The sequence below is a fragment of the Hoeflea sp. genome, assembly GCF_039975035.1.
Lineage (GTDB): Bacteria > Pseudomonadota > Alphaproteobacteria > Rhizobiales > Rhizobiaceae > Hoeflea.
In genome coordinates this window covers 1-12,254 of sequence record NZ_JBDWHW010000054.1, presented here as the reverse complement: position 1 = coordinate 12,254, position 12,254 = coordinate 1, and the positions used below count along the sequence as shown (strand labels likewise).

Here is a 12,254-nt window from a genome sequence, read left to right as displayed (position 1 = left end):
GGCGGCCTGCTGTTATCGGGGCAATTCGGGGAGTTAACCGGCCGGTGCGATCAGGATCACGCCATCACGGTTGGATTTCCAGTTCTCCTCGGAGTATTCGGTCTGCTGCTTGAGCTGCTCTTCGCTGAAGGGGGTGAAGATCGTCAAATCACCATTCGCGTCGGCCATGATGTTCAGGTTTTCCGGCGAAACAGCGATTTCCTTCTCGCCCATGCCGAGGAACCCGCCGACATCGAGCACAAAGCCTTCAACCCGGTTGTCAGCGGTCAGGAGAACATCGCCGACTTCGCCGATGTTTTCGTCATTCGCCCCGTAAACGGTGCGACCGATCAGATCGTCGGCGCTCAATTCGGTGGCGTTCACCGCCGTCATTTTGGAACGATCGACTGGAGTCGTCTCCTGTTGAGCCCTTTCCACCGCAACGTCGCCGTTCTCGACTTTTTCGGTGGTCGTTGCCGGCGCAGTTGCTTGCGTGCCGTCGGCAGTCTGGGGGACGACCGCAGGCTGCGTGGTGTCGGCGGTCATGTTCTCGTTTTCGGAGCGAGCCTCTGTGTAGATCGCGGTGCGATCAAAAGCCGGTGCGGCTTCGAGCTGCTCGCGGCTCATGTTGGCGACAATCCAACGTTCGCCGTCGCGGTCAGCCCACTCAATGGTGCTGTACTCGACTGCGACGTCTTTTTCGCCAATGCCGAGAAAGCCGCCGACTCCGACGATCACCGAAGCAACGTCGCCTTCCGGGGTGATGACGATGTCGTTGATGTCACCGATAATGGAGGCGTCTTCGCTGGCGGAATCGTAGACTGCCGCACCAATCAGGTCGCTGGCGAGACTGCTGCGGGCATCCATGGCGACATTCTGATCTGAAGTCATGGGTGCCGTCGTGGTGGTTTCCGCTGTTGCTGCCGGAGCTGCCGGAGCGGTGTCGCTCTGGGCAAACGCGGAAGTGGTCACAAGCGCGGTAAGCGCGGTGCTGGCCAAAAGCATCTTGAACATGGTAATTTCCTCTTTGCATCGAAAGGTGCCCGCCGGGCTGGACCGTGTGTGAGAGCGCTGGGCCGGCTCGGCGGTGGGTACAGCTATGAAACGCAACTCCCCGGTTTAAGGTTCCGAGCGAAATCAAATCTTTTTGGCTGACGCCTGTCGGTTTTGTGAATCCGCTGCAGCGTGCAAAACAGAGTTGCGCAGGATAGCGTGGCCAATGAGCAGGAAGGGAACCGCAACCAGGCCGCCAACCGGACCCCAGAGCCAGATCCAGAATGCCAGCGACAGGAACACGAAGAACGGATTGAGCGTAACCGAACGCCCGATCACTTGCGGGGTGACGAATTGGGCTTCGATCATGTTGAGAGTCAGATACGCGGCCATGGGAAAGAAAATTGCCGGCGGTGAATCCCAGGTCACCAACCCGACGCCGAGCAGGATTCCGGCCATGAGGGCCGGCCCGATATAGACGACATAATTCAGGATGAAGGCCAGCATGCCCCACAGATAAGGTTGGGGCACGCCGAGCAGCCACATGACCGCTGCTGTGCCAAGGCCAAGCCCGGCATTGATGACGGAAATCGACAGCAGATATCTGGAAACAAACCATTCGGCGTCGCGGAACATTCGCGCGGTGCGCAGGCGCGAGTGGCGAGTGAAGCACAGCGACAGCACGCTGGTGCGGATCGAATGACGGGTGGCCATGAAGAAATACAGGCTCGCCAGAAACAGGATGATCTGCGCCACAAGCGCCGGCGCCAGGGTTGCGATCTCCTCGACCGCCGAATTGTCGGCAATATCGACCGTCATTGCTGCTTCACCGCCGGACATTTTCCGGATCTGATCCTGAACGCCGCCGAGAGTCTCGAAGGCGGTCTGCCAATCGAGCAGGTGGCGCTGCAGTTCGCGCCAGATTTCCGGCAGCCGGTCAGTCCAGATCGACAGGGGCATCGAAAACAGCGTGATTGCGGATGCGATCAGGCCGAGAAACAACATCACCATGATCACCGCTGACAACGACGCCGGAATGTAGCGTTCCAGCGCCGAGGCGACGGGCGATGCCATCAAGCCGGTGATGATGGCCAGGGAAAGCGGCGCGAGAACCGGTTGCGCCCGGTCAAGCGCTGCCAGTGTCACGATCACCGCGATGACAATAATCGCCATGCGCGAGATCGACTGCAGGTCTGCACCCATGCCGGAGCGTGCAGCGGTGCGGACCGCCGGAGGGTCCATGCGGTATTTCTGCTTCATCCGGTTCCCCTTGCCAATAGCAGACAACGCCTGACAGAGCGCGTGGTTCCAGCTGCTGGCTAAAGACCGTAGAAACCAGGCATAAGGAGACATGTGACGGGCCGTGGTCCGCACGGATGTCAAAAAGCGTCCCGTCTGCACATCGAAGGCTGATGGCGAGCAGTGGACGATGCCGCCGCCGGACTATTTCCTGGCAGAAGTCCTGGTTTTCCTGGCAGGCATGGTGGTTCTCGGAGGTGTTGTCACGCGATCATAGGGGACACGGATGGTGACGTTGATGCCATATTCGCTCTTTACGGATTCGATTGAACCGCCCAGTTCCCCCCGTATGGTGGCGTCGAGAAGTCTGGTTCCAAATCCGCCTTTGCTCAGCGGCGTTTCCGCATCCTGAATGTCCAACGGCTTTTCGCTGCGTTCGACCCAGTTCAGCACGAGGTCCCTATCGCTCCCGGAATTCGACGTGACCACGGTCCAGGAAATATCGAGAACCCCGCCGGGAAACCGCGCGGATCCGTATTTGAGGGCATTGGTTGCGAGTTCATGGAAAGCCAACCCGAATGCCTGGGCCGCGGCTTCATTGAGCTCGATCTGGGGTCCGGTGTATTTGTCGTCGACCGGCTCGTTGCCGAAGAGCTGCTTGAGTTCCTGAACCAGCAGCGTTTCAAGATCGGCACCCTGCCAGGCGGTGCGAGCCAGAAGGTCCTGCGAAGCCGCCATGGCTTGCAGCCGGGCGGAGAAGGACTGCGTGAAATCCGGCAAACTCTCGGAAGCGCGCGCAGTCTGCCGCGAGATCGCCAGAACGCGGGCGATCATGTTCTTGATACGATGTTTCATTTCCTGAAGCAGGAGCTCGCGCTCGGTCAACGCGCGTTCGGTCTCTTCGCGCAGAATTTCTGCGACCTCAATGGTGCGTTGCTGGGAATGAGAGGATGCGGCCAACGCCGCAGCCAGCAGAACCGAGGCTATCACCAGCATGAAGGATCGGGTCTGGTCGACGGGCGGACTATAGGCTGCGGAGGGACGGATCTCCAAAAGCCAGGTTCGCCCTGCCACCGTCAGCGACGTTCTCACTTCTTCCGCTACCCCGAAACGGCCTCCGGGCTGGCCCGCCGATTTGTAAATCTGGTTGGTCGCTGACGGCTCCCCGTCCCAGGCCGTAATATGAACCGGCAACACCGGCAGCCGGTTCAGCGCCGAATCAAACAGATCACCGATTCGAAACGGCGCAAAGACGAATCCCAGAGGCCGGCCCGAGTTGATGGCGAAAAATGGAGTGTACATCACGAAGCCGGCTTGCTGATCGCTGATATTTTCCTTGACCAGTTCCACCGAACCCGATGCGCGCAGGCGTTGCTCGGCAAGCGCCGCCACGATAGCCGCGCGACGGATCGGGTTGGAGTACATGTCAAATCCGAGTGCGCCCAGGCTTCGGTTGTTCTGGGGCTCCATCAAAACGATGGGGGTCCGGTTTTCTTCAGTGGTTTCGGGCCAGGGAGCGCGGGCAATTCCGTAATTTCGCTGAAGCTCGCGGGAGATCGAGGCGTCCGATTGCTCACCGGCGCGCACGTAGCGAGCAAATCCGATGCCCTGAATGCCGGTGAATTGCTCGCTCTTTTGCAGATTCCCGATGAATATCTTGAACTGGTCGGCGCTTGGCACCTCACCGGTAGCCTCGAAAAAAGCCTTCGTCGAATTGACCAGCAGGATATGGCTGTCGATGCGATCACTCAACTGTTGGACGGCGTCTTCGGCGATGCCCTCGAAACTCATCCTGTTTGCATTGGCGATAGTGTACCAGGACGCAGCCGCCGTCAGCAAGCCGACAAGCGTAACCACGACGAAGACCAGCACTGGCTGGATACGGTACAACACGACACGAACCTTTTTCACCCGACCCAGCTCAATCCGCTAGGGCGTACGAACCCTGTTGGCAAGCTCGCTCCATCAAAGCAGAATAGTATGAACATGCAACCCGCTCTCCATGCTGGAGTTATCAACTCCAGCGAGTAAAATGAGATGGACGCATAGACGCGAAGCGGGTGGGAGTCTATTAAACAGGTTAAGTCCGGACTAATTTGAGGCGATCTTGTTGATCAGGTCGGGCATGCCGGGCTCCGCGGAAAACTCCATCAGAAACCGTTTGTCAAAATCAGCAAAGCTGACAGACCTGCTGACCTGCGGAAATGTGACGGCGCCCTTGTCGATGCGCAGCAGGTTTTCCTTGCAAAGGCGGCTTAGCGAACGGTTGACGTGAACGGTCGACAGCCCCATGCAATCGCCGATCTGCTCCTGGGTAAGTGCGAGTTCGAAGCCCTTGCCGTTCGCCAGACCGACCTGCTCAAGCCGGATCCACAATTCCAGCAGGAAATGGAGGATCCGTTGCGCGGCGGTGCGGGCGCCAAGGGAAACCTTGTGTTCGGAAAGAATGTTGGAATGACGCAAGGTCATCCAGTCAAGGCCCGAAGCGAGCACCGGAAAGCGGCGATGGATCTCCAGAATGCGCACAGGCTCGATCAAGGCCAGCGATGACTTGGTCAGCGCGGCGGCTGAAAAAATCGATGAATTGTTGAAATTGATATGCAGGCCTATGAAATCGCCGGGCAAAGAGACGCCAATGATCAACCGGCGGCCGGCAGCAGTGATCCTGTAGCGAATGACCCAGCCACTGCGGATCAGAAAGGTCAGACGCATCGGTTCGCCGTCGTGAAGGAACTCGTCGCCCTTGTCGACCTCAGCCTGATTAACCTGCATGGTTTCAAGAAACTTGACCTCTTCCGAGGTCAGCAGCATGGATCTTCCAAGCCTGCGTACCAAGGGACTCGCGTCTTGGGGAATGGCACTCTGGTTTCCTGGAGACATTGCTGAGGCTTTCATCAAAAAAAGGGCCCGGCGGGTATGCCGCCGGACCCTTGAAGATATGTGATTAGTACTTGCCAAGCCAGTTGTCGATTTCACTTTCGGCTTCTTCGCGGGTCTTGCCATAACGTGCCTGAATCTTGCCGGCCAGTTCGTCGCGGCGGCCTTCGACGACATCAAGGTCGTCATCGGTGAGCTTGCCCCACTGAGCCTGCGCCTTGCCCTTGTATTCTTTCCATTTACCTTCAACCATATCCCAGTTCATAGCAATTCTCCTTGTGCTTGCTTGTACGGAAGCCGTTGTCGGATTTTGCCAATCGGCTCGGCTTATCAACGTGGTAGCCGGTGTTTGGTTCCCCGTGCCTGCATCAAAATTACACCGGAACCTGATTGTGAATTTGGTCAGCGGCCAAACACTGCGCGTTCTGACTGATCCGCGATGGCGCCGTTGCGGCCGTCCACCCCAAGCCGGTTCAACTCTCCAGTTCGGAATGACGGACGTAGAGCCGTCTCACGACATCCTCGATTTCACTGCGATGGCCGAGGAGCAGCGTGTGGGCGGCGTCGGAGGTGTCGGGCGGCAGGTGTTGCATGTTTTTCGCAAGTGTTTCCAACGCATCATCATAGCAAGTGACAAGCCGTCGCTCACCTTCGGCAACGGCGGGAAGCACGTCTCCGTCAATGTCCGTAAAAAATGATTTCGTGCGGATCATGCCTTCGTGAACCGCCGACAACAACGATTCATCTTGCGAAGGATGCCGACCCTGGCCGGTCAGAAACCGCGCAAGGTCCTGTGCCTGGGCGTCTGTTGTCTGCCGCGTGGTGCGAAGGACATTCTCGATGCCCGGCTCCGCTTTTTCGAGTAAGACGTCATAACCGTGAACCGCGTCAATCAGGGCAATATGAACATCTCCAATGGCGTCCAGAACCTGAATGGTTTCGTCATTTGCTGCTTCACTGGTCATGACGGCCTCTCCGGAGGGAGCATTGGTGTTTGAACTCGGTGCGTTTCTGTCCGGCGTTTCGCGACGTCGGGACAAATCAGTTCAGCCGGCGGGTTTCACCATCGGTTTCAGACCGGGCGAGGTTCGTCATATGCATCTCTGGGTTGATCAGTTCGAGCGCGACCTCGATTTCACCTTTGGCTGAGACATCCCATACGATTTCGACATCCTCGTAGAACAGCGCCGGATCAATCTCGATACATTTGCCCAAAGCATGATCGCTGTTGCCAGTCATCATGCGCACGGATGGGGAAAGCTCCTCTTCGCACTGACGCAGGGTTTCATAGGCAACCGCAGGCGCAGGTTGCTCCGTGCAGGTCTGATAGTCCTCGTTACAGGCGATCAAGATCATGAAGGCTGCGATATGTTCCATGACGTTACTCCTTTGCAGAGTTAACGCCTGGCTATGCCGGAAGTTCCGCACAGCAATGGTCTTCCGCGAAAATCATCTTTTCCGTCGATGGGGACGAACTGATGGCTCAGTGTGATCCGCTGAGTTCATACTGACTGTCTGGAATGGTCAGTTCATAGATGATCTCATGATCATTTTTCTCGTGGCGCACGCTCGCGGACAGGGCCTGGGGTACGATACGCCGCAGCACGGCACCGGAAAACCCTGTCCCGGCGGAAGGGGTTGTCGCCACCGGCTTGGGTGGTACGGAAAATGTTTCGGTCCATGTCACGACCAGTTCGGTTTCGTGCAAGTCATTCAGACGCCGGTTCGCCGAGAGCACGATTTCGCCTCCCGCCGGCCCCAGGGCGCCTGTGGCCAGGGAATCGATCGTCAGTTCGTGCAGCGCCAGGCCGAGGTGCAATGCCGCATTGGGAAGCAGGTAGGCGTCTTCTCCGACCATTTTGAAACCTTGCGGCGCATCGCCCACCAGCGGCCTCAATTGGGATTGCGTGAGCTCAAAAAGCTCCGCGCCTCGCCAATCCGATGCGGTAACCAGATCCTGGGACTGCGCCATCGACTGGATCCTGTTGCGGAATGCAAGCAGAAACTCTTCAAGATCGTTGGATGACCTTGCGGTCTGGGAAGCGATGGACTGGATGATCGCCAACAGGTTCTTTGACCGGTGGTTCAGTTCACGCAACAACGTCTTGAGCACTGTTTCCCGGTACTTCAAGTCATCGATATCCACAACGGTCGTCACCACACCGATAACGCCGCCGCTGGCATCAACGTCGGGATCGATATGCAGCAAGAACCAATGTGGAGCTTGACCGACTTCGCGGAGAATTTCCAGTTTGGTGCCCTTCCCGGTTTCAATGACGTCCCGCTTGATGCCGGAAACCCTGGCCGCTTGCGGCCCATCGAACAAGGCTGTGTCCGATTTGCCTTCAACGTCTTCCTCTTTGGGCCATGTCTCGGGAAGGTTGGCGCAGGATCGGATCGTCAGGTCTAAACCCTGATAAATCATCGACACACCTGCGTTACGCAAGCCCGCCAGTACAAACCCTAAATGACTGGATTCCTTAAGTGACTTCAGGGGCATCGGATACTCGTAAAATTGTTGGCATGCATCCGTTCCGATACAAAACGGGCACCGGAACCATATCCAGCGCCCGCTTCATCCGGTGAATGTCAGCATGCCGGCTGATCAGGCTTTCCGGACAAAATTCATGACCACGGATATCACCAGCAGAGCCAGGAACAGGAAGAACAGAATCTGGGCGATACCCGCCGAAGCACCGGCAATCCCACCGAATCCGAGAACACCTGCGATGATGGCTACAACCAGAAACACAAGAGCGTAATACAGCATCGAAAATCTCCTTTGTCATTCGATGTTGGGTCAACGCCTTCGGTCTCAATTGGTTCCGGTCAATGTTTCCGTCTCGGTCGCGGATTCGGCGGTGGAATTGAAAAACAGCGCCTGGCTGATCAATGCTTTGACCATGTCCGGATTGAACGGCTTGGTCACCAGGAACGCTGGCTCGGGCTTCTCGCCGGTCAACAGGCGTTCCGGAAAGGCAGTGATGAAAATGACCGGAAGCGCCTCATCCTTCAGGATATCGTTGACGGCATCAATTCCCGAACTTCCGTCAGCCAGTTGAATATCGGCAAGAACCATCCCGGGTTTGGTCCGCTTGTAAAGCTCAAGCGCTTCGGTGTGGGTCCGGGCGATTCCGGTGACCCGGTGGCCGAGAGCTTCCACCATGTCCTCGATGTCCATGGCGATCAGCGGTTCGTCCTCGATGATCATGATGTCGGTCGCGACCTGTTCTGAAATTTCCCTGGCCGCCGTGTCAAGCAGTTCTGAAAGCCCGGCCTCCTCCACATCAAGAATTTCCGCGCATTGATCGGGAGTGAATCCTTCGACGGCTATGAGCAGAAATGCCTTTCGGGCCTGCGGAGTCACGGCCTCCAGATTTGCAGAGGCTCTTTTTTCCCAACCGAATGGTGTTGAATGCTTGGGCATAGGAACCGAAAGGCTGTCAAAGAGTTGAGAATACAGCCTGTAAAGAGCGACGCGGTCATCGCCGGAAGCGGGGAACACGGAGAGGTCTGCGATGAGTGCCTCCAGTGTTGCGGCGACGAACGCGTCTCCGGAGGTTTGCGACCCGGTAACTGCGCGCGAAAACCGGCGAAGATAAGGAAGATGCGGTGCGATGCGCATGGATAGTGTCGTCATTGATTACCCCTTGCTTGTCCACGGTACGTGGCGACAACCGAACAAACGCACAGTGAGAAAAAAAGTTCCACCCGTAAGGAACTTTTTTTTCCCTAGCGCATTATAGTCTGACGTTCTGAATCAAAAAAATGGGCTGACAAGGGTATGATGATCAATGACAAGATGGGTGTGACTGGCGCGGGCAAACGCTCTTCCGAGCGTGATACGACCGACGCAATCGCTTCGCAGTTGAAGCGGTATTACAAGTCCGTGGAACAAGAGCCGATCCCCGACCAGCTTCTTGACCTGCTCGAAAAGCTCGATGAGGCAGAGCGATCGGGCAATTCAGATGGCGCGAAATAAATGAGTGCTCCTCACACCATCAAACCCGATGCGACGGTCCCCTTCTCGTTCAAGCGCGAGTTGATCGCGACATTGCCGGGTTTGCGGGCTTTCGCGGTTTCTCTGGCACGCCGTCACGACCGGGCTGACGACCTTGTTCAGGAGACCGTGATGAAGGCATGGGGCAAGCAGGAGAGCTTCCAGCCCGGAACCAATATGCGTGCCTGGCTCTTCACCATCCTGCGCAACGAATTTTACAGTCAGATGCGCAGGAAAGGCCGGGAATTGCCTGACCCGGACGGCGTGTTCGCAGGCAATCTTGCCACCCATCCCGAACAGTATGGCAAGCTCGACATGGCTGATTTCAAGACAGCCCTCGACACGTTGCCGGACGATCAGCGCGAGGCGATCATTCTGATCGGGGCCTCGGGATTTGCCTATGAGGAAGCCGCCGAAATCGCAGGCGTTGCCGTGGGTACGATAAAAAGCCGCGTCAACCGGGCGCGCGGCAGGCTGCGCGAGTTGCTGGATGTCGACGGCGAAAGCGACTACGGACCCGACACCACATCCGCTCCGTTGGTCAACAGGTCTTCGAGTGGCAGTTGATGCCTGTCGCGTTCAAATGGGTTCATTTGAACGATGACGTAAATGCATTGCTTCAGAATCTTACCGCGCCGCGCACCCAATAGGATGTGCGGCGCTGCAGTGATATGATCGCGAACGCCACCCATTCAGTCGTTTGCTGCCTGCCCCGTCATCGCCAGCGGCACTACCCAGCGGTCGTAATCGCGGCCATCGATCCCGGCCTCGATCGCCGCGGCACGCAACGTCAATCCCGCCTTGTGGGCGTGTTTGGCGATATCGGCCGCCTTGTCGTAACCGACATGCGGCGTCAGCGCGGTGACGAGCATCAATGATCGCTCCATCAACTCGGCGATGCGCGCCCGGTCGGGTTCGATCCCGGCGATGCAATTGTCGGTGAAGGAACGGGCTGCGTCACCGATCAGCCGGATCGACTGCAGCACATTGTAAATGATGACCGGCTTGAAGACGTTGAGCTCGAAATTGCCCTGGCTCCCGGCGAATGTAACAGCCACATGATTGCCGATCACTTGCGCGCAGACCATTGTCAGCGCCTCGGACTGCGTCGGATTGACCTTGCCCGGCATGATCGACGAGCCCGGCTCGTTTTGCGGCAGGATCAGCTCGCCCAGGCCCGATCTCGGACCTGAGCCGAGTAGTCTTATGTCCTGCGCGATCTTGAACAATCCGGCGGCAAGCGTGTTGAGTGCTCCAGACACCTCGACCATTGAATCATGGGCGGCGATGGCCTCGAACTTGTTGGCGGCGCTGGTGAATGGCAGTCCGGTCAGCTGCGCCACATGGGCGGCGAAACTTTCGGCGAAGCCCGCGGGCGCGTTCAGTCCGGTGCCCACGGCGGTCGCGCCCTGAGCCAGCGGATAGAGCCGCGGCAGACAGGCCTGGACACGGGCCATGCCGGCTTCGATCTGCGCCGCGTAGCCGGAAAACTCCTGCCCGAGCGTGATCGGAGTGGCATCCTGAAGGTGCGTGCGCCCGAGCTTCACAATATCGTTCCAGGCTTCGCTCTTGGCGTGAAGCGCTGTGTGCAGATGCGAGAGTGCCGGCATCAGCTGGTCCGCAAGCTCCCGCGCGGCGGCAATATGCATCGCCGAGGGGAAACTGTCGTTGGAGGATTGCGAGCGATTGACGTGGTTGTTGGGGTGCACCGGCGACTTCGATCCAGCGACGCCGCCGAGCTTGAGGATGGCGCGGTTGGCGATCACCTCGTTGACGTTCATGTTGGTTTGTGTGCCGGATCCGGTCTGCCAGACCTTGAGCGGGAAATGTGGATCAAGCGATCCCGAGGCCACTTCGCCCGCAGCAGTAACGATCGCCTCGCCGATAGAAGGCTCAATCAGCCCTGCCTCCATATTGGCCAATGCCGCGGCTTGCTTGACCAGCCCCAGCGCATGGATGAGCGAAGGCGGCATGGTTTCTTCTCCGATGCGGAAATTGGAAAGGCTGCGCTCGGTTTGCGCGCCCCACAATCGATCCGCAGCGACCTCGACAGGTCCGAAGGAATCGGTTTCCGTGCGTGTCTCTGTCACGAGGTTTTGGCCTTTCCGTAATTCATTCGCGTCATGCCAACCGTTGCCTGCGTCAAGGAGGTAGGTCACTGCTGGACAGACATTGCTGCAAGCCTGAGACTGCCCGCAGACAATAATCAGGGACGACATGTATCACAAACGCCACGACGCTTGCACACGCGATCGCGGACTTCAGACGCCCGGGATGATCCCGCGCGGGCCGACTGACGCGTTCTCCGTCTCGAGAACGACATGATAGAGCTTGTCATCGCGAAACGCGCTGGCGAAATCGGTTGTGGTCCCGTCACCCGGCTTGGCGGAGATATCGAGAAAATCGACCTCGGCTTGCGCAGCGACCACGCGGGCGTCGGCGGCAGACAAGGCCCGAACCCGAACAATACCGTGACAGGGTGCATTATCCCATCTCGGATCGTCCGGACGTGCGCTTGGCTCCAGCCGGTAGATGTTGATCGCGCCGGTGGGCTGGTCGGGGGAAGCAGGATTGCCGAGCGAGCCGACAGATGGCTGGACAGGTGTGTCTCTCATCGTTGAAGTCCTCTGATCAGTTTCTGCAACAAAGCTGAAACGTCCCAGATGCGTTTTGGTTTCCGCACAGGTGTCAGACAATGCCGTCGCGGGTGTCGGGCGATCGTGATCCTCTCTGCAGCTGCCCGCCCCCAGCGTCAGGTTTTTGAGCCTCCACCTCCACCATGTATAATGCTGAACGCGATGTGCTGGCCTACATGAGCTTTCCCAAGCTGCATTGGGCCACGTAGCACACTGAACGTCAGATCAAGCGGTGTACCAACGTCGTCGGCATCTTCCGGAACGATGATACCATCACAAGGTTCGTGGCGGCGTTGCTACGTGAGCAAAAACGACGAGTGATTGCCCAGCGCACCCGCTACATGACCCTTGAGGCATCGCCACAATGAGCGATTGTCCGCTCATCAGTCTGCCCGCCGCGGCAAGCTGATCCGATCCCGGCTCTGTCCGGATAGCACGACGACATCCGTAACTACACCACATCATGCGACACGATCCTACAAAAACCGCCGTGAAATCGAAAACATGATTGGAAAACCCAAAGACTGGCG

General features: G+C 57.9%; 13 protein-coding genes and 2 pseudogenes. 3 read left to right on the top strand and 12 right to left on the bottom strand.

From position 1 onward, the window contains the following. Nucleotides 1–33 precede the first annotated feature (33 nt). The 10 genes from ABJN75_RS04250 to ABJN75_RS04205 all read right to left on the bottom strand — a co-directional run bounded on the left by ABJN75_RS04250 (nt 34) and on the right by ABJN75_RS04205 (nt 8,728). On the bottom strand, nt 34–993 hold the full coding sequence (locus ABJN75_RS04250) for a PRC-barrel domain-containing protein (protein ID WP_348437176.1): 960 nt from the start codon (nt 991–993) through the stop codon (nt 34–36). A 123-nt stretch (nt 994–1,116) separates the two neighbouring features. Continuing rightward, the gene (locus ABJN75_RS04245) at nt 1,117–2,232 is read right to left on the bottom strand and encodes an AI-2E family transporter (protein WP_348437174.1); all 1,116 of its coding nucleotides are present in this window, start codon (nt 2,230–2,232) and stop codon (nt 1,117–1,119) included. Between the two features lie 183 nt (nt 2,233–2,415). After that, the gene (locus ABJN75_RS04240; protein WP_348437172.1) at nt 2,416–4,122 is read right to left on the bottom strand and encodes a CHASE domain-containing protein; all 1,707 of its coding nucleotides are present in this window, start codon (nt 4,120–4,122) and stop codon (nt 2,416–2,418) included. Between the two features lie 180 nt (nt 4,123–4,302). Then, on the bottom strand, nt 4,303–5,022 hold the full coding sequence (locus tag ABJN75_RS04235) for a Crp/Fnr family transcriptional regulator (RefSeq protein ID WP_348437170.1): 720 nt from the start codon (nt 5,020–5,022) through the stop codon (nt 4,303–4,305). 133 nt (nt 5,023–5,155) lie between these two features. Next, complete coding sequence (locus ABJN75_RS04230; protein WP_348437168.1) at nt 5,156–5,353, bottom strand: CsbD family protein; 198 nt, start codon at nt 5,351–5,353, stop codon at nt 5,156–5,158. A 208-nt stretch (nt 5,354–5,561) separates the two neighbouring features. Further along, entirely contained in the window at nt 5,562–6,053 is a 492-nt protein-coding gene (locus ABJN75_RS04225) for a DUF2383 domain-containing protein (protein ID WP_348437166.1), read from the bottom strand. A 76-nt stretch (nt 6,054–6,129) separates the two neighbouring features. After that, nucleotides 6,130–6,465 carry a hypothetical protein gene (locus ABJN75_RS04220; protein WP_348437164.1) on the bottom strand — a complete coding sequence of 112 codons (336 nt, stop codon included), beginning with the start codon at nt 6,463–6,465 and terminating at the stop codon, nt 6,130–6,132. 106 nt (nt 6,466–6,571) lie between these two features. After that, complete coding sequence (locus ABJN75_RS04215; protein WP_348437162.1) at nt 6,572–7,588, bottom strand: sensor histidine kinase; 1,017 nt, start codon at nt 7,586–7,588, stop codon at nt 6,572–6,574. 105 nt (nt 7,589–7,693) lie between these two features. Then, nucleotides 7,694–7,858, bottom strand: coding sequence for a DUF1328 domain-containing protein (locus ABJN75_RS04210; RefSeq protein WP_348437160.1), 165 nt, complete (start codon nt 7,856–7,858; stop codon nt 7,694–7,696). Nucleotides 7,859–7,903: 45 nt separating this feature from the next. Continuing rightward, complete coding sequence (locus tag ABJN75_RS04205) at nt 7,904–8,728, bottom strand: response regulator (RefSeq protein WP_348437158.1); 825 nt, start codon at nt 8,726–8,728, stop codon at nt 7,904–7,906. A gap of 144 nt (nt 8,729–8,872) precedes the next feature. On the opposite strand from ABJN75_RS04205, the gene ABJN75_RS04200 reads away from it, so the two are divergent. Continuing rightward, nucleotides 8,873–9,070 (top strand): NepR family anti-sigma factor, encoded by a 198-nt coding sequence (locus ABJN75_RS04200; RefSeq protein ID WP_348437156.1) that lies wholly within the window; start codon nt 8,873–8,875, stop codon nt 9,068–9,070. Continuing rightward, a complete protein-coding gene (locus tag ABJN75_RS04195) occupies nt 9,071–9,655 on the top strand; it encodes a sigma-70 family RNA polymerase sigma factor (protein WP_348437154.1) in 585 nt (194 codons plus the stop codon). Nucleotides 9,656–9,780: 125 nt separating this feature from the next. Here the strand turns inward: ABJN75_RS04195 and fumC are convergent, their stop codons facing one another. After that, a complete protein-coding gene (gene fumC / locus ABJN75_RS04190; protein ID WP_348437152.1) occupies nt 9,781–11,178 on the bottom strand; it encodes a class II fumarate hydratase in 1,398 nt (465 codons plus the stop codon). Between the two features lie 225 nt (nt 11,179–11,403). Next, nucleotides 11,404–11,628: pseudogene (locus tag ABJN75_RS04185) on the bottom strand (hypothetical protein); the annotation flags it as partial. A gap of 248 nt (nt 11,629–11,876) precedes the next feature. Between ABJN75_RS04185 and ABJN75_RS04180 the strand changes: the two are divergent. Then, nucleotides 11,877–12,133: pseudogene (locus tag ABJN75_RS04180) on the top strand (transposase); the annotation flags it as partial. Nucleotides 12,134–12,254 lie beyond the last annotated feature (121 nt).

Excerpts from the sequence above, each read along its gene's own strand:
- ABJN75_RS04195 (WP_348437154.1), top strand. The coding sequence starts at position 9,071 with ATGAGTGCTCCTCACACCATCAAACCCGATGCGACGGTCCCCTTCTCG.
- ABJN75_RS04220 (WP_348437164.1), bottom strand. The coding sequence starts at position 6,465 with ATGGAACATATCGCAGCCTTCATGATCTTGATCGCCTGTAACGAGGAC.
- ABJN75_RS04225 (WP_348437166.1), bottom strand. The coding sequence starts at position 6,053 with ATGACCAGTGAAGCAGCAAATGACGAAACCATTCAGGTTCTGGACGCC.
- ABJN75_RS04215 (WP_348437162.1), bottom strand. The coding sequence starts at position 7,588 with ATGCCCCTGAAGTCACTTAAGGAATCCAGTCATTTAGGGTTTGTACTG.
- ABJN75_RS04235 (WP_348437170.1), bottom strand. The coding sequence starts at position 5,022 with ATGCTGCTGACCTCGGAAGAGGTCAAGTTTCTTGAAACCATGCAGGTT.
- ABJN75_RS04210 (WP_348437160.1), bottom strand. The coding sequence starts at position 7,858 with ATGCTGTATTACGCTCTTGTGTTTCTGGTTGTAGCCATCATCGCAGGT.
- ABJN75_RS04205 (WP_348437158.1), bottom strand. The coding sequence starts at position 8,728 with ATGACGACACTATCCATGCGCATCGCACCGCATCTTCCTTATCTTCGC.
- ABJN75_RS04230 (WP_348437168.1), bottom strand. The coding sequence starts at position 5,353 with ATGAACTGGGATATGGTTGAAGGTAAATGGAAAGAATACAAGGGCAAG.
- ABJN75_RS04245 (WP_348437174.1), bottom strand. The coding sequence starts at position 2,232 with ATGAAGCAGAAATACCGCATGGACCCTCCGGCGGTCCGCACCGCTGCA.
- ABJN75_RS04250 (WP_348437176.1), bottom strand. The coding sequence starts at position 993 with ATGTTCAAGATGCTTTTGGCCAGCACCGCGCTTACCGCGCTTGTGACC.
- ABJN75_RS04200 (WP_348437156.1), top strand. The coding sequence starts at position 8,873 with ATGATGATCAATGACAAGATGGGTGTGACTGGCGCGGGCAAACGCTCT.